Source organism: Leclercia sp. LSNIH3 (assembly GCF_002935105.1).
Lineage (GTDB): Bacteria > Pseudomonadota > Gammaproteobacteria > Enterobacterales > Enterobacteriaceae > Enterobacter > Enterobacter adecarboxylatus.
In genome coordinates this window covers 221,385-240,460 of sequence record NZ_CP026387.1, presented here as the reverse complement: position 1 = coordinate 240,460, position 19,076 = coordinate 221,385, and the positions used below count along the sequence as shown (strand labels likewise).

General features: G+C 52.3%; 16 protein-coding genes. 14 read left to right on the top strand and 2 right to left on the bottom strand.

Annotated elements, in window-relative coordinates:
- Positions 1 to 167: 167 nt before the first annotated feature.
- Positions 168 to 1,043 carry an oxidoreductase gene (locus tag C3F35_RS01170; RefSeq protein ID WP_077226693.1) on the bottom strand — a complete coding sequence of 292 codons (876 nt, stop codon included), beginning with the start codon at positions 1,041 to 1,043 and terminating at the stop codon, positions 168 to 170.
- 143 nt (positions 1,044 to 1,186) lie between these two features.
- Between C3F35_RS01170 and C3F35_RS01165 the strand changes: the two genes are divergently transcribed.
- The 9 genes from C3F35_RS01165 (at position 1,187) to pgaD (ending at position 13,296) form a co-directional block, all read left to right on the top strand.
- Entirely contained in the window at positions 1,187 to 1,789 is a 603-nt protein-coding gene (locus C3F35_RS01165; protein WP_032617913.1) for a TetR/AcrR family transcriptional regulator, read from the top strand.
- 363 nt (positions 1,790 to 2,152) lie between these two features.
- A complete protein-coding gene (locus C3F35_RS01160) occupies positions 2,153 to 2,710 on the top strand; it encodes a histidine phosphatase family protein (protein ID WP_233211672.1) in 558 nt (185 codons plus the stop codon).
- Between the two features lie 585 nt (positions 2,711 to 3,295).
- A complete protein-coding gene (locus C3F35_RS01155) occupies positions 3,296 to 3,910 on the top strand; it encodes a hypothetical protein (RefSeq protein ID WP_233211673.1) in 615 nt (204 codons plus the stop codon).
- Positions 3,911 to 4,480: 570 nt separating this feature from the next.
- Positions 4,481 to 5,248 carry a Slam-dependent surface lipoprotein gene (locus C3F35_RS01150; protein ID WP_103793222.1) on the top strand — a complete coding sequence of 256 codons (768 nt, stop codon included), beginning with the start codon at positions 4,481 to 4,483 and terminating at the stop codon, positions 5,246 to 5,248.
- Positions 5,249 to 5,285: 37 nt separating this feature from the next.
- Positions 5,286 to 6,716 (top strand): surface lipoprotein assembly modifier, encoded by a 1,431-nt coding sequence (locus C3F35_RS01145; RefSeq protein WP_103793223.1) that lies wholly within the window; start codon positions 5,286 to 5,288, stop codon positions 6,714 to 6,716.
- Between the two features lie 324 nt (positions 6,717 to 7,040).
- Complete coding sequence (gene pgaA / locus C3F35_RS01140) at positions 7,041 to 9,506, top strand: poly-beta-1,6 N-acetyl-D-glucosamine export porin PgaA (RefSeq protein ID WP_103793224.1); 2,466 nt, start codon at positions 7,041 to 7,043, stop codon at positions 9,504 to 9,506.
- 9 nt (positions 9,507 to 9,515) lie between these two features.
- Positions 9,516 to 11,531 carry a poly-beta-1,6-N-acetyl-D-glucosamine N-deacetylase PgaB gene (pgaB, locus tag C3F35_RS01135; RefSeq protein WP_103793225.1) on the top strand — a complete coding sequence of 672 codons (2,016 nt, stop codon included), beginning with the start codon at positions 9,516 to 9,518 and terminating at the stop codon, positions 11,529 to 11,531.
- Positions 11,528 to 12,862: a poly-beta-1,6-N-acetyl-D-glucosamine synthase gene (gene pgaC / locus C3F35_RS01130; protein ID WP_032617921.1), complete on the top strand. Its 1,335-nt coding sequence runs from the start codon at positions 11,528 to 11,530 to the stop codon at positions 12,860 to 12,862. Before pgaB ends, pgaC begins: the two co-directional genes overlap by 4 nt.
- The gene (gene pgaD, locus C3F35_RS01125) at positions 12,859 to 13,296 is read left to right on the top strand and encodes a poly-beta-1,6-N-acetyl-D-glucosamine biosynthesis protein PgaD (RefSeq protein ID WP_103793226.1); all 438 of its coding nucleotides are present in this window, start codon (positions 12,859 to 12,861) and stop codon (positions 13,294 to 13,296) included. The genes pgaC and pgaD overlap by 4 nt, the downstream gene beginning before the upstream one ends.
- 263 nt (positions 13,297 to 13,559) lie before the next feature.
- On the opposite strand, the gene C3F35_RS01120 is transcribed toward pgaD, so the two are convergent.
- Positions 13,560 to 14,336, bottom strand: a complete 777-nt coding sequence (locus C3F35_RS01120; RefSeq protein WP_103793227.1) for an alpha/beta fold hydrolase — start codon at positions 14,334 to 14,336, stop codon at positions 13,560 to 13,562.
- Between the two features lie 350 nt (positions 14,337 to 14,686).
- On the opposite strand from C3F35_RS01120, the gene C3F35_RS01115 reads away from it, so the two are divergent.
- From C3F35_RS01115 to C3F35_RS01095, 5 genes are all read left to right on the top strand, one after another.
- On the top strand, positions 14,687 to 15,463 hold the full coding sequence (locus tag C3F35_RS01115) for an MBL fold metallo-hydrolase (protein ID WP_103793228.1): 777 nt from the start codon (positions 14,687 to 14,689) through the stop codon (positions 15,461 to 15,463).
- Positions 15,464 to 15,555: 92 nt separating this feature from the next.
- Positions 15,556 to 16,515: a GlxA family transcriptional regulator gene (locus C3F35_RS01110; RefSeq protein ID WP_032617925.1), complete on the top strand. Its 960-nt coding sequence runs from the start codon at positions 15,556 to 15,558 to the stop codon at positions 16,513 to 16,515.
- Between the two features lie 250 nt (positions 16,516 to 16,765).
- Positions 16,766 to 17,677, top strand: a complete 912-nt coding sequence (locus C3F35_RS01105) for an alpha/beta fold hydrolase (RefSeq protein WP_103793229.1) — start codon at positions 16,766 to 16,768, stop codon at positions 17,675 to 17,677.
- 168 nt (positions 17,678 to 17,845) lie between these two features.
- Positions 17,846 to 18,166 carry a hypothetical protein gene (locus C3F35_RS01100; RefSeq protein ID WP_144837806.1) on the top strand — a complete coding sequence of 107 codons (321 nt, stop codon included), beginning with the start codon at positions 17,846 to 17,848 and terminating at the stop codon, positions 18,164 to 18,166.
- A 259-nt stretch (positions 18,167 to 18,425) separates the two neighbouring features.
- Positions 18,426 to 18,962 (top strand): GNAT family N-acetyltransferase, encoded by a 537-nt coding sequence (locus tag C3F35_RS01095; RefSeq protein WP_103793231.1) that lies wholly within the window; start codon positions 18,426 to 18,428, stop codon positions 18,960 to 18,962.
- Positions 18,963 to 19,076 lie beyond the last annotated feature (114 nt).

Here is a 19,076-nt window from a genome sequence, read left to right as displayed (position 1 = left end):
ACTTCATACTCGTCCGCTTTGAGCGAAAAGCGGACGTTTTACAGAATGGCTTATGACCGCTGTCATCAAAAAGCGTCGAGGCGTAAAGAGTCCGTTTCCGGGCGCACTATGACGCACAAGAACACCTGCGAGCCTGAAACGTAAAAGCCGCCTTTCGGCGGCTTTTATTATTTATTTTCAGTCATTTCGTTAAGGCGACGGACCTGATCTGCCGAGAGCGACAAACTGGCTGCTGCAAGGTTCTCGCGCAGGTGCGCCACCGAGGAAGTGCCCGCTATAACCAGAATATTGGGCGATCGCTGAAGCAGCCAGGCAAGTGCTATCTGCTTTGGTGTCGCACTGGCTTCTTCTGCAATCTCGTTAAGCAGCGAGGACTGTAACGGCGTAAACCCCCCAAGCGGGAAAAAGGGTACGTAGGCCACCCCTTCATCTGCAAGCGCGTCGATAAACGCGTCATCGGTGCGACTGACGAGGTTGTACTGATTCTGTACACAAACAATGTCAGCGATAGCTTTAGCCTCCGTAAACTGCTTGTGAGTCACATTGCTCAGCCCGATATGGCGGATTAATCCTCTCTGCTGTAAGCGGACAAGCGCCTCAAGTGAGTCAGCGAAAGGCGCATCCTGAGGGCCGTTGGCATTCCCCAGTCTCAGGTTGACGATATCAAGCGTACTGAGTCCCAGCGTATTAAGATTCTCATACACTGCGCGTTCAAGCTCTTCTGGACGCCGGGCAATTTGCCAGGAGGCATCGGCTCCCCGGACAAAACCTACTTTGGTGACCAGGGTCAGGCTGTCTGGATAGGGGGCCAGTGCCTCGCGTATCAGCTGATTCGCAACGTCCGGGCCATAAAACTGGGCTGTATCGATATGATTTACCCCTCTCTCTACCGCCTCTCTGAGCACGGCAATTGCCGCCTCTTTATCGCGCGGCGGCCCCCATACGTGCGGCCCGGGTAGTTGCATGGTGCCATAACCCATCCTCCTGAGGCTAAGACGGGTTCCGGTGGGTGTGAAAATATCGTCAGCGAGGTGAGTTTTCATAGGATTATCCTGATCATGGAGGGGGTGAGTGGCGAATAAATTTTATGGCTTGTTAAGGCCAGCCTGACCGGGATAAAATTGCACCCGGTGCAATTCAATATATTGCACTGAGTGCATTATTTCAATAAGGACGGGAAGGTATCGTGTCAGAATCGTCATCACCGCATGAAGGCCTGCGTGAGAGGAAGCGCCGGGAAATGTACCAGCACCTGACTGAAACAGGGCTGAAATTGTTTTCCGAAAAAGGGTTTGAGGCGACCACCCTTGATGATATCGCCAGTCACGCGGGTATCGCACGGCGCACATTCTTTAACTATTTCAGCTCTAAAGAAGAGATCATTCTTGCCTGGCAGAATGGTCTGCCTGACGCCCTGTATGCCGAAATTCTCAGACGAGGTAAAACGGTAACGCCGTTCGGGCTTGTCAGCGAAGCCCTGATGACGATGACAATCAATATGTCTCCTGACGTGGCGATACTGATTGCGAGGATCACTCAGTCGACAGAACAGTTGCGTCTGGGAAACCAGATGAAGTTTCTCAAAATGGAGGAGGCCGCTCATGCTGCTCTCTGCGTACTCTGGCCAGAAACGGAGAGAGTGCAGGCGCTTAAGATCGCTGCTATGACAGGCGTGGGTGCTATGCGGATCGCAGTGGATACCTGGTTAAGCGAAGCGTGTAGTAAACCGCTCAGCCAGTATCTCGAAAGTAACATTCGCTCTTTGCAGTCTACAGTGACGACCTCCTGACTTTGTTTCAGGTATCACACGGGGTGCTGTATCGAAACGACCAGCATCCCCATTACCCACCAAATTTTGCCTGAAGCGTCCCTGCGTTTAAATCAGTTTGGGTATCTCTTCTCCTGTTAATTCTCGCCCTGACACATAAACGCTGGAAATAAGGGTTCGCTAACATTGTTTTGAGGATGTAAGTCAAAATCAAAAGCCGCAATTAACGTTGCTTTGCGCTCTTTGAGTCAATTGATCGGTTCTGCGTTATTCACTTGATGAGATATTTCAACCCTGTAGTCAACCCTAAATAGGGTGGTAGTGCACGCTGTCTTGATAGCGTAGTCTGCCTGCATTTGAAGACTTATTAACAAGAAGCGTTGCATGGAAATTATTTTAATGCGTCATGGAAGGCCTGCTTTTACTGGCTCTTCGAAAGTAACGAGCCATGAAATGGCCGATTGGATCGCAGGATATGATCTCTCTGATACGGGCAACGATATTCCGTCAGAGTCCAGTTTAGCCATAGCGTCCAGCGCGCATCGGATTTTAAGCAGCAATCTTCCCAGAGCACTTTCTTCTTTGAACGCATTGGGCCGTGAGCCTGAATGCGTAGATGAGGTATTCAGGGAAGCGGGATTGCCGATATTTCACATGCCCATTTTAAGATTATATCCAACCCTCTGGGCTGCTTTTTTCCGTGTCATGTGGCTATTGGGCATATCCCGTAACGCGGAGCCTCTGGAAGTAGCGAAACACCGTGCCTTTCAGGCGGCGAGAATCCTTGTGGCGTATGCAAAAGAATCAAACGGCCCGGTGTTACTGATGGGGCATGGAGTGATGAACAGACTGATTGCAAAAGAACTCATATCGTTGGGCTGGAAAAAGTGCCAGCGACAGGGTAAGGGCTACTGGAACGCGGGTATCTACAGCTTACGGTAAAGCTGCTCCCGGAGCGGCGATGGTCTACTCCGCAACGCGCTCAAATCGCCATTAAGGCATGTCTGTTGACCAGCAGCGCGAACCTGATGGTAATACATTAGCGTTTTTGTATGGACAACACGTTGGGCTTGAAGCAATCCGAAGATGAGAGATCTTATAAATCACTGAATAACTTAATGCCGGAAGAGTACCAGCTGATGGCTAAAAATCCGGGAGTTTCACAAAATACATGGAACTAAAAGGGAGGTACTTAAAGTCCACCTACCGATGTATGCGATTTGATTTTGGCCCCCATGTTGATGCCTTGGCCTACCTGGAATCTGCAAGATATATCCCTCTTCATAATTTAAACCATGAAGTGAATAACCTTTTTAGGGGGCGCACTGATCATGTAAACAGGAATATTCCTAATGCACAAAATATATCCTTGATGGGTTTGTTGGTAATTAAAATTTTAAAAACACAATAACCGCGGTCTGCTGGTGCGTTTATTAATAACTGATGAGAAATTATTGTATTCAGTTGCAAAGCAAATTTTGTGAATGTAAATTATAGCCATAATTCATCGCAATAATCAGAGGGAAAATGAAAACTCGCCTGCAATACCCCTTATATTTAGTAGCTTTATCTTCTGCGCTTATTTCTGTATCAGCAAATGCAATTCCTCCTGTTCGTGCCGTAGATGTCAAATCATTTGACGTTGGTGGTGTTAAAATGGGAATGAGCATTGAAGAAGCGCAAGCTGCAATGCAGAAAAACTTTGGTATAAAGCCTGCTCAAATAAGAGCATCAAAGTCGATGGAAAGTCAGACGCCAAGTATCGTTACAGGAAGTCAGCAGATCATTCATCTGGTATACGAAGAGAATGGAACCCGCATGCAGGTGAGTTTCGAACCTCGAGTTCCTTATAACAAATCTAATCCGATGGCTGTTTCGCATGTCACCTATGAAATACCATGGACGAAAGAGAATGAAGTCAACATGGTCGAAGCAGCCTTGAAAAAGTACGGGCCGGTATCAACGGGCGGTGTATTTCCTGTCTGGTGTGAAAAACCAATGCCCACTTCAGGAATGGGCTGTGAGAGCGGTACGGCAAGCCTTACTATGGGGAATACGAAAATAAATCTGATTGATCCTGCGTGGCAGAATGCCGTCATCAGTTACATGAATCAACAAAAAAAGACCAAGCCTATGCTGTAAAAATGAATCCGGATTCATTCTGACTTCATTAAATTAGTCATTGAATCCGGATTAATTACACCACGCATTAAATACGCTTGAACGCTTTGTTTCCGGCGATCTCCTGCACGGAAGCCTTAACGGGTAAGCTAACCCCGCGTTTGCCGCTGCGAGGCTCGGGCAAAATAACCAACAACGGCGGAAGGGGCGTTTTGGTTGAACGCAGTCTGACATTATTCCTCTGATAAAGGGGTGTAAAATAAGTTCAGTGGTGCTCCGTTAAACAGTTAAATGTTGATAAAAATGCAAAGACCTGGCTGACATTATTTGTCAGAAGCAGGAGATAGGATGAATAAGGGCACAGAATAGACGGCACGTGAAAAAGGCGCTAATTAATCGCCTTAAGTCAAATTAACGCCGGTTAATAGAACCACAGGCGCAACGTTGTATAAGTGGTTGTTAAGATTAATCTTAGAATTAACGGAAATATGGACGAATCATTAGTGATGCTAAATATTTTGGCGTAAATTCATTCAAAAAAATTTTGTTACAAATCCTACGAATTTATTCACAACCAAGGACGTTTAGCGTATGGGGATCTTAAAACCTGGTTTATTACTGACTGCTTTTGTACTGACTGCATGTGGCGGTGGCGGTGGTGGTGGTGGCGGCGGTGGTGGTGACAGTACGCCCCCGGTAACCACTGCGCCTGTGCAAACGGATAACGGCAACACGGACACCACACCGGAAACCCCTGTCACGGCACCGGAAACCCCTGCTACGGCACCGGTCAGCCTGACCACCGGCGGTACCATTTCGGGTTGGACCTACACCACACCTGAGGGTCGTGAATACGTTATGCGCGGCACCGGGATCACTGCGGGTCTGGTGCAAACCCAGCGACTCACCCGTGACGATCATTCCCCGGTCTCCTCAACGTCATGGTGCTGTGGCCGCATGAGTTACACCACCTTCGGTACCTGGACACAGTATGAAAAAGGTCAGCATGACGTCTTCTATACCGGGGATGCCACGCTCGCGGCTAACGTGCCAACCCAGGGAACGGCGGCCTATGTGGGTCACGGTATGCGTGAAAATAACCTGAGTGATGCTCGTTTTGACATTGATTTCGCGGCGAAAACCATCAACGGCACCCTTGCCGGAAATGAAACCTTTGGTAGCGAAGTTGCGATGCAGGGCAACATTGCCAACGGTGGTTTCACCGGTAATGCGCAATCTGGCGGACAGGAAGGGACGTTCACCGGACATTTCAACGGTCCCACAGCTGAAGAGTTAGGCGGTCTGGCGCAGTTTGCAGACACGACTAAAAACGCTTCCTTTGGCGCGACACGTCAATAAATCGTTTTCCGGTCAGCCTGGCTGACCGGACCTTCAGATGGTAAGCCTTTCTATGAATATTTTGCGTACTGGCGCACTGAGTTTGCTGTGCCCGCTCAGCGTTGCGTTTGCTGCGCCGCCGGAAACCGACTCGATTCCTGCTGCTCCCCACCTTGAACGACTGACTACGCCGGACAAGCGCACCGAGCCTGGCGATAAAACGCTGCATGTGACCAATGCGCAACTGGCGGAACAGCCAGAGCTGGCGATGGCGCTACTCGATCAGGCCATTCGTGAAGAAAAGTGGCCGATGGTTCGTGCCATTTTACCTGTCTATGCGGCGTCACCGAATCCCGATGCTACCCTGATTCATTTTGCCAACGCTGGCCTGGCGCGCAGTCAGGGGAATTATGCAGAGGCGATTGAACACTATCGCGCCATTCTGAGTCGTCATCCTGACTTTGCTGCAGTGCGTCTGGATTTAGCGCGTGCCATGTTTGAAAATCGTCAATTTGACGCGGCTGATTATCAGTTTCGTCGTGTATTACAAAGCAATCCGCCTGAGAATATTCAGCAGGTTATTGCACAGTATCTTGAGCGCATTCAGAAAGGCAGCGCATTAACGGGTTCATTCAGCGTGAGTTATTTGAATGACAGTAATGTGAATAATGCGTCATCGGGTAAAACCATTCGGGTTGGCGATCGTCTGTTTATTCGTAATAAGGATAGTTTCCCACAGCGCGGAGAAGGTTTCTGGTTCAATGGCGCATTACAAAAAGATGTTCAGCTCTTTGATCAGCATGGCTTGCGATTTCTTGGTACGGTAAACGGTAAAAGTTACTGGAATAATCATGATTTTGATGATGTGACTACCCGGGCTTATGCCGGATATCAATGGCGTAATTTCCGGCAGCAATTTGCCCTGTTGCCGTTTTATGAAAAAAGATGGTATGGCACCGAGGCCTATTCTTCTGGCCCTGGCGTCCGCGCGGAATACAGTTATTTACTGACGCCCACCTGGCAGGTGAGTCAGGCGCTGGAATATCAGAAACTGGATTATGATGATGAAGATTATCGCTTCTTGCGCGGGCAAAATCGTTACTCTTCTACAACCCTGTCCCATGCCTTCAGTAACCGGGTGTCAGGCTTTGTCGGCGTCGATCTGCTTGAGCAGCAGACCTCCACTCGCAGTGAATCTAACCATCGGGTAGGTTTGCGCAGCGGGGTGCAGGTTGATATGCCCTGGCAACTCTCTTTTGCCGCCACCACGGCCATTGCCAGACGCAATTACCAGGCCGACAGTGATATCTTCTCCACGCGACGTAAAGATAACGAACAGATCTATAACCTCTCGCTCTGGCATCGCGACCTCTATTTCTTTGGGGTGATGCCGAAACTGAATTTCAGCTATAAGCGGGTCGATAGCAATATCAATTTCTATGATTATCAACAGAGGTATATCATGCTTTCTCTGGATAAGAATTTTTAACAGACGTATGCCAGGTCATTTTACTGAGTCTGCAGAAAAAGTCTGATACGAAAGAATGAAATTAACCTGAAAAACACGCTTCGGCGTGTTTTTTTATTTCATGCGTTGGTAAAAGGTAAGCGTGACTGCTAACGTTTTGAGCAGCGTCCAGGTGTTTATTTGAAAATAAGTAGTGCTTTATTGGGTAAGGGTAAATACGAAAAAAGTATGACATTCAACATTTTCCTGTGCTTTTTTGTTTCTTGTTTGGCAAATAAATTCTCGTCATCATTCAGTCATGAATAAATGAAAAGCTCACGTTAAAACAGAGATAAAGGGTTAACTATGTTCAGCGTTTCCTGCTCCTCTTGCGTTATTAAACCCTTGCGTTCAGGACGATACTTATTAATGGTGAGCATGTTATTCCCGACATGGGCATACGCCCAAACATCTGCTTACGACGAACTTATTATTCAGGCACGGGAGGGCGACCGCCAACCTTTATTGCAATACCTTGCCGTTCGGGAAAAGCAGACACAATTAACGGCAGGGGAGATTGCTGACTGGCTTCAGGTTTCCTCATGGGCCAATAATGACGTCGAGACGCTGGCGGTATGGGATCGTTATCGCCACAGCATGGCCATCCCTGCCAGAGGGCAGGTCGCTGCCGCCCGCGCGCTGCGTAACCAAAAGCAATGGAATGCCTCGCTGGCCGTCTGGGAAACCGTTCTGCAAGATGAACCCGGCAATAGCGACGCCCGCACCGGCTGGATAATGACGCTCGCAGATGCCCATCGCAACGAGCAGGCCATCACCGAAGCGCAGCGCTGGGCTGACGAGGAGCCGGGGCCAGAGAGAGAGGCACTGCTGGCTTATGTTTATCATGCTCAGGGGAAAAACTGGGATTCCGTACTGGCGGCCAGCCACCTCGATACCGATTCAGACCGCAACAAAAACGCGGTGCCCACCCTGTTGGCTGCCATGTCGGCCAACCGCATTGCCGGCCCCGCGCTGACCCTTTCAGAACGCTACCCACAGCCGGATGCCATTGTACGTCAACTTGAACTGGACGCGGCGGCGCAAACCGTCCGCGCGGCGTTCACACCTACCCGCAATGAAGATGAACGCTTTCTGGTGGCAGACAAAGCACTGGCTCGCTATAACGCGCTGATCGCCGAGTGGAAAAACCATCCCGAAGCGCAAGCTGATGTGCGACGCGCCAGAATTGACCGGCTGGGGGCGCTGGTTGTCCGTAAACACACGGCTGAAGCGGTCGCTGAATTTGAATCTCTCGAGGCGGACGGAACGCCTGTTCCTGACTACGCCAGAAGATGGATCGCGTCTGCCTATCTTGCGCAGAAGCAGCCGGACAAAGCCGAGTCCCTGCTTGAAAGCATCTATTTTCCACGTGGCTCGACCCTGGCCTCAAAGCCGCTCACCATGGACGATCAACAGGAGCTGCTGTATGCCCGTCTTGATAACAACCACTTCGACGAAGCGAAGCAGCAACTGGATGCATACAGTAACGAAACCCCTTACCTGCAAAAGGTTTATGGTTCTCCCACGCCGCAGCCCAATGACAACTGGCTGCTGGCCAAAACCTTACAAACCGACTATCTGGTGGCTATCAATGATTTGCCCGCAGCCGAGACGCATGCGGAGCGCCTGGCGCGTACCGGGTCGGGTAACCAGGCCCTGCGTATTGCCTATGCGTCAGTGCTGCTGGCGAGAGGATTACCTCGTGCCGCAGAGCGCGAACTGAAGCTTGCCGAAGTCATTGAACCCAGCAACCTGGCGCTGGAAAGGCAACAGGCATGGACGGCCATGGAGTTACAGGAGTGGCGGCAGGCTGACGAGCTGACGAAGGATGTTGTCGCCCGCAGCCCGGATGATGTCGCCTCGTTGCAGCTTGAACGACTGATGGCGTTGCACAATAAAGCTGAACTGCGGATAGCCGGATCTCAGGGCATCTCATCCGACAGTCCGGTCAGTGGCAAACACGATTTTACTCTCAACACTGCGCTTTATAGCCCGCCGATTAACCAAAACTGGCGCCTGTTTACCGGCTACAACTTTGCCCGTGGCGATTTTGAGGAGGGGAAGGGAATCAGCCGGGACCTGCTGGCGGGGGCGGAATGGACGTCACGGGGCAGTTGGGCCGAAATGGAGATTTCCGGGCGCAACGATGGTAGCGATCAGAAAATCGGCGGACGCCTCTCGGGCTGGTACGATTTCAACGACAACTGGCGGGCCGGTGGCTCGGCAGAGCGGTTATCCCGTAACACGCCGCTGCGTGCCCTGCGCAATGGGGTAAACGCCAACGGTGGCGATCTGTGGTTACGCTGGTATCAGAACGAACGACGCGAATATCAACTTTCAATTTTCGGCGCTCATTTCACCGACGGTAACGATCGGCTGGAATATGGCATCAGCGGCAAAGAACGCCTCTGGACGCTGCCACTTTTTACTCTTGATTTTATCCCTGGCATCAGCGGCAGCCATAACACCAAAGAAGATGTGCCTTATTACAACCCTAAACGTGATGTTTCGGCGGTTGCAGGGCTGCGCGCCGAACATGTGCTGTACCGCCATTACGACACGGTCTGGAGGCAGCAGTTTGAGGCGGGGGCGGGCGGTTACTGGCAAAAAGGGCACAGCGCCGGGGCCATCAATCAGTTAGGTTACGGGCAACGTATTCAATGGAATAACGTAGTGGATGCCGGGGTGAAACTGACCTGGGATAAACGTCCTTACGATGGGAAGCGGGAGCGCAATATTGCCCTCGCATTTGATCTGAATGTCAGGTTCTAAGGGCGCTTCATGATGAAACGATGGCTTCTCGTCGCGAGGGTAATCGTCGGGTGGATGATGATGAGCATGTGTGCATTGGCCGCGGCACCACGTTATCTTCCTCCTGCCGAGCGGCCGCCGCTGTATGCGGACCAGCGCTGGCCCACAAACAGTTTTCTTGTGCTGGGTTGGCATGACGTGGAGGACGGTGCCGCCGATCAGCGCTATCTGTCCGTGCGTACCAGTGCCCTGAACGACCAGTTCGCCTGGTTGCATGATAACGGCTACCACCCGATTAGCGTGCAGCAGGTGCTGGATGCCCATGCCGGGAAAATCACCTTGCCTGAAAAAGCGGTGCTGCTGACCTTTGATGATGGATACAGCAGCTTCTCAACCCGCGTTCTGCCGCTGCTTCGGTTGTTCAAATGGCCGGCTCTGTGGGCGCCTGTCGGCAGTTGGGTGGATGCACCGCAACATTCGCTGGTGGATTTTGGCGGGCTAAAGACGCCGCGGGGAAAATTTGCCACCTGGAAGATGGTACACGAGGCCAGCGAGTCGGGGTTAGTGGAAGTGGGTGCGCACACCTGGGCATCCCATTACGGTATTCAGGCCAATCCGCAAGGCAGTCTGGAGCCTGCGGTCGCTAACCGTTTATACGATAAAACCCGCGGGCAGTACGAAACGGACGCGCAGTTTGAACAGCGTATACGTGCCGACCTGCAGCGCATTTCAAACAAAATCAAAGAGGTCACCGGGAAAGCACCGCGTGCCTGGGTCTGGCCCTACGGTGCGGCGAGCGGTACAACACTGAAGCTTGCGCATCAGGAGGGCTACCAGATGGCGTTTACCCTGAATCAGGGGCTGGCGAATGCCGCAAATCTGGAAGATATCCCCCGGGTGCTGATCTCCAACAACCCTTCGCTGCGAAGCTTCGCCAGCCAGATAGCCCAGGTCAGGGAACCTGAAACCATGCGGGTTATGCATATCGATCTCGACTATGTGTACGACAAAAACCAGGCTCAACAGCGTAAGAATATCGATCTGCTCATCCAGCGTGTTTTCGATATGAAGATTACCCATGTCTTTTTACAGGCCTATGCCGATCCGAAAGGGGACGGCAACGTCAATGCGCTCTATTTCCGCAGTCGCTGGCTGCCTATGCGGGCGGATCTGTTTAACTTCGTTTCCTGGCAGTTGCAGACCCGTGCCGGGGTGAAGGTTTACGCCTGGATGCCGGTACTGGCGTTTGGGTTAGACCCTTCAGTGCCTCGTGTGGCGGCGTGGTCGCCAGACAACGGACGCATTGCGCCAGATACCCGCCAATATTTGCGCTTATCGCCCTGGAGTGCGGTTGCCCGGCAGAGAATCAACGACATCTACGAAGACCTGGCGCGCCATGCCAACTTCAGCGGCATCCTGTTCCATGATGACGCGTTTTTGACCGACTTTGAGGATGCCTCCCCGGATGCGCTCAAAGCCTATCGGGCAGCGGGCTTCCCGGACAACCTCGCGCAGATCCGCGCCAACCCGCAACTGCTGGCGCGCTGGACGCGCTTTAAAAGTCTCGCCCTGATTGATTTTACCCGACAGCTCACGCAAACCGTGCGTGCCGTGCGCGGCCCCCAGGTCAAAACCGCCCGCAACATTTACGCCATGCCGATACTGGATCCGCAGAGCGAAACCTGGTTTGCGCAGAATCTGAATGATTTTCTTAGCACCTACGACTGGACAGCCCCGATGGCGATGCCGCTGATGGAAAATGTCCCGGTCAACGATGCCAATGCCTGGCTGGACAGACTCGTCGGGCAGGTAGCCCGTTACCCTGGTGCGCTGGATAAAACGGTTTTTGAACTTCAGGCACGCGACTGGCGTAAGGGGGCAGGGCAGGACGATATAAGCGGTGAAATGCTCAACGGGTGGATGCGGCAGCTCAAGCTAAGCGGTGCCAGAAACTATGGCTACTACCCGGACGATTTCATTAACGATCAACCCCGGATGGCAGAGATCCGTTCTGCTTTTTCCTCCTACTGGTATCCGCAAAAATGACCGATCGCCTCATCGCCTTTCTGATCCTTTGCCTGATGTTCAGTTTTCCGCTCGGCGTGGCGGTGGTTTTTACCGGTGAAGTGATCCTTGATTTCGTCTTTTTCTGGCCGCTGTTTATGTCGGCCCTCTGGATAAGCGGTGGGCTTTATTTCTGGTTCTACCGCGAGCGCCACTGGCCATGGGGGCCGGGCACACCGCCACCTGTACTCGAAGGCAATCCGCTGATTTCCATTCTTGTGCCGTGCTTCAACGAAGGGCTGAATGCACGTGAGACTATCGAAGCGGCGCTGGCGCAACGTTATGAAAATATTGAAGTCATTGCTATCAATGACGGTTCTATCGATAACACCGCGGCGGTGCTGGATCAGTTAGCGCGTGAATATGCGCGGCTGCGGGTGATTCATCTGGCGGAAAATCAGGGCAAAGCGGTAGCCCTGCAGGCGGGTGCCGCGGCGGCGCGCAGTGACTTTCTGGTGTGTATTGATGGGGATGCGCTGCTGGATAAAGATGCGGCGGTGTATTTGGTCGCACCGCTGCTCAATCACCCTCGCGTGGGGGCGGTGACCGGTAATCCGCGTATCCGTACGCGTTCAACGCTGATTGGGCGAGTCCAGGTGGGGGAATTTTCATCGATCATCGGCCTCATCAAGCGTACCCAGCGCATCTATGGTCAGGTCTTTACCGTTTCCGGTGTCATTGCCGCTTTTCGCCGTCGCGCCCTGGCAGAGGTGGGGTACTGGAGCCCGGATATGATCACGGAAGATATTGATATCAGCTGGAAGTTACAACTGCGCCACTGGTCAATTTTCTTCGAACCTCGTGCGCTGTGTTGGATATTGATGCCCGAGACGCTGAAAGGGCTTTGGAAGCAGCGTCTGCGCTGGGCGCAGGGGGGCGCGGAAGTGTTCATTGTCAATATGCGTCGCTTGTGGAACTGGGAGTACCGGCGCATGTGGCCGCTATTTATTGAGTTTTGTATGTCAACCGCATGGGCGTTTGCTTATGCCGTCAGCATTCTGTTGTTTCTCATCGGGCTGCTTATTCCGATGCCCGATTCTTTATATGTTCAGCACCTTTTCCCGCCGGCTTTTACTGGCCTGATGCTGGGCGTGGTCTGTCTGTTGCAGTTCGCGGTCAGTTTGTTTATTGAAAGACGCTACGAGAAAGGCATTGCGGCGTCACTGTTCTGGGTTATCTGGTTTCCGGTGGTCTACTGGATGCTGAGCCTGTTCACTACGCTTGTGGCTTTCCCGAAAGTCATGCTGCGCCGCAAACGCAGCAGAGCTCGTTGGGTGAGTCCCGATCGCGGTATTGGGAGATTAAAACCATGATTCAACCTTTAATTTTTACTGAACAACGTCTGTTTCCACGCGCGCTGGATCTGCTGTTAACGATCGTTGCCTGGCTGGGGTTTTGCTGGCTGATTTACAGTGGTCTGATAAACGCGATTGAACATGATCCTTTTATGGGAACCAGGCCGTTCTACACCACGCTCAGTACGTTGAGTATCTACCTGCTGGTGGCCTGTCTTATCGATATGGCGCTGATCGGCTGGGCAAAATACAACCAGCTGCGCTTTCGTATTGAACGTCGTAAGCGTCGGCCTGAACTTGAGCACCATGAAGTTGCGGCAAGTTTCAGTATCACCCCCGAACTGGCGCTCATGATGAGTCAGGCCCAGGTCTTTACCCTTTCCCATTATAATACGGGGGGAATCGACCGCGTGTGGATGGCGAAAAACCTCGTTGACGTGCAGAGCAAATAACGTAAAACCTGCCGGTCATTCTGGATGTTTGCCGGCACGTTTTTATGGACTGCCTGCGGCTCGCTTAATACAGCAGGGCATGAATAAGCATGCGTCGTGCGATGCCTGTAATGGCGGGGATCACGTAGCGAAACAGTCTGACAATCCGGCTGGCAATGCCCGGAAAATACCGACACCGGGCACATCGACTGTCGCACATTTTCATGAGCATAAAAAAACCACCTTTACAGATGGCTTAGTGATTGGATTTACCTGGCACAGAGTTAGTCAGCAAAACATTTGCGTACATGTTCTTCCACAAAAGCCGTAACGGTTTCTGGTGCCTCCAGTGGCGGGAAGTGGTTGACCCCCTTCAATACTTTCAACTCTGCTCCACCGCCCAGAACCTGCTGCAGCGCAGTGGCAAACGGAAGCGGGTTGGGTGCATCGTTTTCGCCCTGTAGGATCAGTGCCGGTGCGGTAATGGCTGAATACTGATCCGCCATTTCATGGTTCAGAAACGCCGCCGCATTCGCCTGCAATGCATGCGTCGCCCATTTGGCAGCCTCTGCACCCACGCTTTCGGTTACGCCAAAGGGTTTATAAAATGCCACCGCACCTGAGGGTGTGGATACCGCTTCGCTGACACCTTCCACAGACATACCCGCGTCGCGCATCTGTTTGCCGTCAACATAGCAGGCGGTATAGACCAGCCCGGCCACCTGCTGCGGATATTTCACTGCAAAGGTGGAAATGATGTTACAACCGATAGAATGGGAAACAAGAACAGCGGGGCCATTGAGGCCCGCGGCGTCAATAACCGCTTTCAGGTCGTCTGCGTGACGGGGAATGCTGTATGCCTCTGCTGGCAGGGGTTTGGCTGAACGCCCGTATCCACGGCTGTCATAAGACACCGTGCGGAATTTTTCAGATAACGCGTCGGTTTGCGCCTGCCAGATATCGCTGATCCCAAAATAGCCGGAGACAAAAATGACCGGCAGGCCCTGGCCCTTTGCTTCGTAGTAGATTTCGATGCCGTCGTCAGTGATTGCGTATGCCATAGTTTTACCTCGGTGTTTACAGTCCGGTAAGGATAAAAGAGCAATCCGCAACCGCGTGAGAGGCAGAAAAGTCAAAATGCGATGATATCGGGTCAGAGGGCATTCCCCGAAAAACAGAACCCTGTCCGACCAGAAGGGTACACCGCCTGAGATAGTTGCTCAGGCGCCAGAGCGCGCGTTCGCTGTGGTGCATCAGCCTCCTCTGTAGCGGCGGCGATCTGGCCTGGCGCTTTGACCCTTTTTCATCGAATAATGACCTTCGCGCACCTCACAACCTCGTCTGCAACTTTTTTATACTGCACTTTCAATGCACAGACCGCGTCGCAGCGGTTTATCTCACGGAGTAAAAAATGCAGCTGACTCATATACGTAACGCCACACTGAAGCTTGACTATGCCGGGGTTCGCTTCCTGATCGACCCGATGCTCGCTGATAAAGAGGCCTGGCCCGGTTTTGCCGGAACCGCGCGCGCTCACCTGCGTAATCCTCTGGTAGCATTGCCGGTTGCAGTTGATGAGTTGCTGGACGTGGACGTGATTATTGTGACGCACACGCATCAGGACCACTGGGACGAAGCGGCACAGCAGCTGATCCCTAAAGACAAGGTGATCTACACCCAGAATGAAAGCGACGCGTCCCTCATCCGTTCTCAGGGCTTTACCGCCGTCAAGGTGCTGGCTGACAGCAACGTCATCTCTGGTATTAAGATCGTGAAAACCGATGGACAGCATGGCAGTGATGAGGCCTATGCCATTCCAGAGGTGGCTGAGCGTCTGGGCGATGCGTGCGGGCTGGTCTTTTCTGCAGAGGGTGAAAAAACGCTCTATATTGCAGGCGATACCATCTGGGTTCCCCCTTACGTGGACAGCCTGACAAAATACGCGCCGGACGTTGTGGTCCTGAATATCGGATGTGCCACGGTTGACGGGATTGGCGCCATTATAATGGGTAAAGAGGATGCCCTGCGCACGCTGGACATTCTGCCTGCTGCGACCATCGTGGCATCCCATATGGAAGCGGTGAACCATTGCCTGCTGAGCCGCGCGGAACTGCGCGACTACACCGCAGAGCAAGGTATCCAGCAAAATGTGCTGGTGCCTGAAGACGGCGAGACGCTGAGCCTCTGACGCCGACATGCCTGCAGGCGACTAAGATCCGACTGTCGCCTGTACGGCATAACATCAGCCACACCCGGTTTAATCAGTAAAAGGTCACCATCATGTCCGCTCTGCACGTTGTTGTTATCGCCACGCCGGGCTTCAGCCCGTTTCACTTTTCCGTTCCGTCCATGGTCTTTGACAAGGCGATGCCGGAGCGGGGACTTTTCGAGGTGACGGTCTGCGCTGAACAGCCCGGTACTGTGGTGTCCGATATCGGGATTTCAATCAATGTGGAGCACGGGCCTGAGCAACTGGAAACGGCGGACATCATTATCGTGCCGTTCTGGGAGCATCCTGAGACGCGCCCGGCACCCGCATTGCTTGACGCGCTGCGCAGAGCCTGGCAACGGGGAGCCGAAGTCGCAGGGCTGTGTCTTGGCGCTTATGTCCTCGCCTACGCCGGACTGCTGGATAATCGCAGAGCCTCCACGCACTGGGAATTTGAGCAGGATTTTGCCAGACGCTTTCCGCAGGTCAGGCTGGACAGCAATGCGCTTTATACCAGCGATGAACGCCTCATCACATCCGCCGGTACGGCGGCAGGCATCGACTGCTGCCTCAATATCGTGAGGGAACACTACGGTACCGCGCTGGCGAACCGCGTAGCCCGAAGGATGGTCATTCCGCCTTACCGGGAGGGCGGGCAGGCGCAGTTTATCGAGCATGCGGTACCTGAAACGACGCGTGACGAGCAGATAAATGACCTTATCGATTACCTGCGCCGCAATCTGGACAAGCGACACGATATTGACTCTTTAGCCGGTTACGCTGGCATGAGCCGTCGCACGCTGACCCGCCATTTTATTAAGGCTACCGGTATGACTGTAGGAGACTGGCTCAGCGCCCAGCGTCTGCAGCGCAGCCAGGAGCTGCTTGAAACCACGGATCACAGCATTGAAGTCGTCTCATCCCTTGCCGGATACCAGTCTCCGGTCTCTTTCCGCCAGAGTTTCAAGGCGCGCTACAACGTCAGCCCAAGCGAATGGCGGCGCACCTTCAGGGGGCCGGGCCTGATGTAAACGGCACAGACGGCTCCCGCTCGCACCCGACCTTGACTACTTTTTGCGGAACAAAATCGGTATATTAAGCTATGTATTTCAAAAAGATGGGCTGACGCGTGCATGGCTGTATGTCATCCAGCCATTCTAAAAAGCGCGTCTCTCTACGACCTTATGCGTCACAAACTCGCTTTATAAAATGTCCTGGCGACTCGCGATCTGGCGCGGCTCCCGCTACTTTCTGACCGCTTAGCTTAAACAGGGAAATCCAATGTATACCGCAACTATCCGTACAATGATCGGCGGGACGTTTTTTTTGATGTTAGCCTTAGTCTCGACGTCCACAGCTCAGTCTCTGCCTACACCTGCCGAACATCCGAACTCGCAGCGTATCTCTGTACAGACGCAAGGCTCAGGTACGGATGTCATACTGATTCCAGGGCTGGCGTCGTCCCGAGACGTCTGGACCGGTTTAGCCGCAGATTTACGTAAGAGCCACCGCATTCATCTTGTCGAACTGGCGGGATTTGCGAGTACCCCTGCCATTTCCAATCCTGACGGGAAGGTTATCGCTCCGGCAGTTGACGCGATCGCGGAGTACATTCGCACCCGGCACCTGAAAGCCCCTGTGCTTATTGGTCACTCCCTTGGGGGGGAGATCGCATTGATGCTGGGTGCCCGCCATCCCGACCTGGTCAGTCGCTTGATGGTTGTCGATGCGTTGCCATTCTATACGTTGATGATTGATCCCACTGCGACCCGCGAAACGGCTGCCCAACCTGCCACCAGAATGCGGGATTGGCTGCTGTCGCAGTCGCCTGAGCAGCGTGCAGAGTTTCAGACGACTTCCATCGCCCGTTTAGTTAAGACCGATGCGGTGAGACCCGCCCTGGTGGCGGCAGGGATCCATTCCGATCCCAAAACCGTGGCGGATGCCGTGTACGAACTGATGATGACCGATTTGCGCCCCGAACTTGGCCACATTAAAGCGCCGATTGAGGTTGTGTACGCCTATGACCCTTTATTCGGTATTCCGGCAGCCAGCGTGGATTCGATGTACCGTCAAGCCTATGCCTCTGCAAAAGAGATTCATTTCACCCGTATCGATGACAGTTTTCACTTTGTCATGCTTGATCAGCCCGAGCGTTTCTCCGGCGCGGTGGCGACATTCTTAAAGGAATAAGATCCAGAGCGTCCATCAAGTCGATGCTGCTGGAGCATGTTAAGTCAGCCCGGCAGCTATCGGAGCAAGGGAATAGCTAAAAGCGTGTTTGATGAGGGCAGGGGACAGATCAGTTTGCCATTGTAAATGATATTCATTATCATAAACAGATGTGCAAAAGGAGTGACAGTGAAAATATACTGGACGAAAAAGAGTATTCCTGAGCTTAGGGATCTGCCTAAACCAATCAGAGATCGCAATTATAAAGAAGCGCGCAGCAAAGCCAGTGCACATTATGAACATTGGTTGGGAGCGCTTTTATTTTTTGCGCTGATTTTTATCTTTTTTTCCCTTTTTAATACATTATTTCCAGGCGAAAACGCATTATGGCGAGACATTGCACAGTGTGTGCTTTGTATTCCTCCAGCAGTCATGGCCTGGGACCAGTGTACGATTTATGTCATAAGGAAGTATTACCGGCATATTTTGATTAATAAAGATCCCGGTTGAATTTGTAGTCTGCGCAAATATTGAAAATACTTACTTTCCGGTATGCAGCCTGCTACTGAACGCTATTCATAGCTATCTCTGGGCGAAATAGCAGGCAAGTCGGTCGAATCAGTCATGAGCAGATAATGAACACCTTCTGTTATCTGCGAGAAGCGGACATCGCGGTTAACGTCATCTCCAGACTCCCTCAAAAGTGTGCTTAAATCAAAAGGAACCCTCTAAAAAACAGTCTTTTGGCCTGAGAGCCTGGGAGATAAAATTGCGACTTCAAACAAATCGGTTATACCTTCGCCCTGTAATCTCATCAGATGCAGACGATCTCTTCAAAATCTATGGTGATCCCGCGACGAATACGTTCAATCCGGCGGGTCCCTATCCGAGCATTGACCATGCAAAAACGGTTCTGAACAGTTGGCTCGACCACTGGCAAACTCAGGGGTTTGGAAACTGGGCAATTTCGCTTCTTGCTGACCCTGAAAAAATTATCGGTTTTGGCGGGTTGAGGATTCGGAGTTATGGGGATCTCGTTGTCAATAATCTTGGATACCGATTTTCCACAGAGGCCTGGGGCAAAGGCCTGGCCACAGACCTTGCTTCCCGCGCGATAAAATTTGGCTTTGAGGAGAGCAAACTCACGGATATATCAGCGGTTGTCCGGGAGAACCATCTGGCGTCACAGAAAGTGCTTGAGAAAACGGGGTTAAGATTTATCAAAAAGATCCATGACGTTGAAGATGCACCGCCAAGTCTTCTCTATTCGATAAAAATGCATGAGTGGTTAAGCGACTCGCGCTGAACGCGTCCGTTCACTATCACTAAGGTCAATGCGAGGATTACGCATACTTATCTGGGCCAGGTTCGCTCCTGCACGAAACGGACCGTCCATGAGACATCAAGGTCCGCTTTGAGC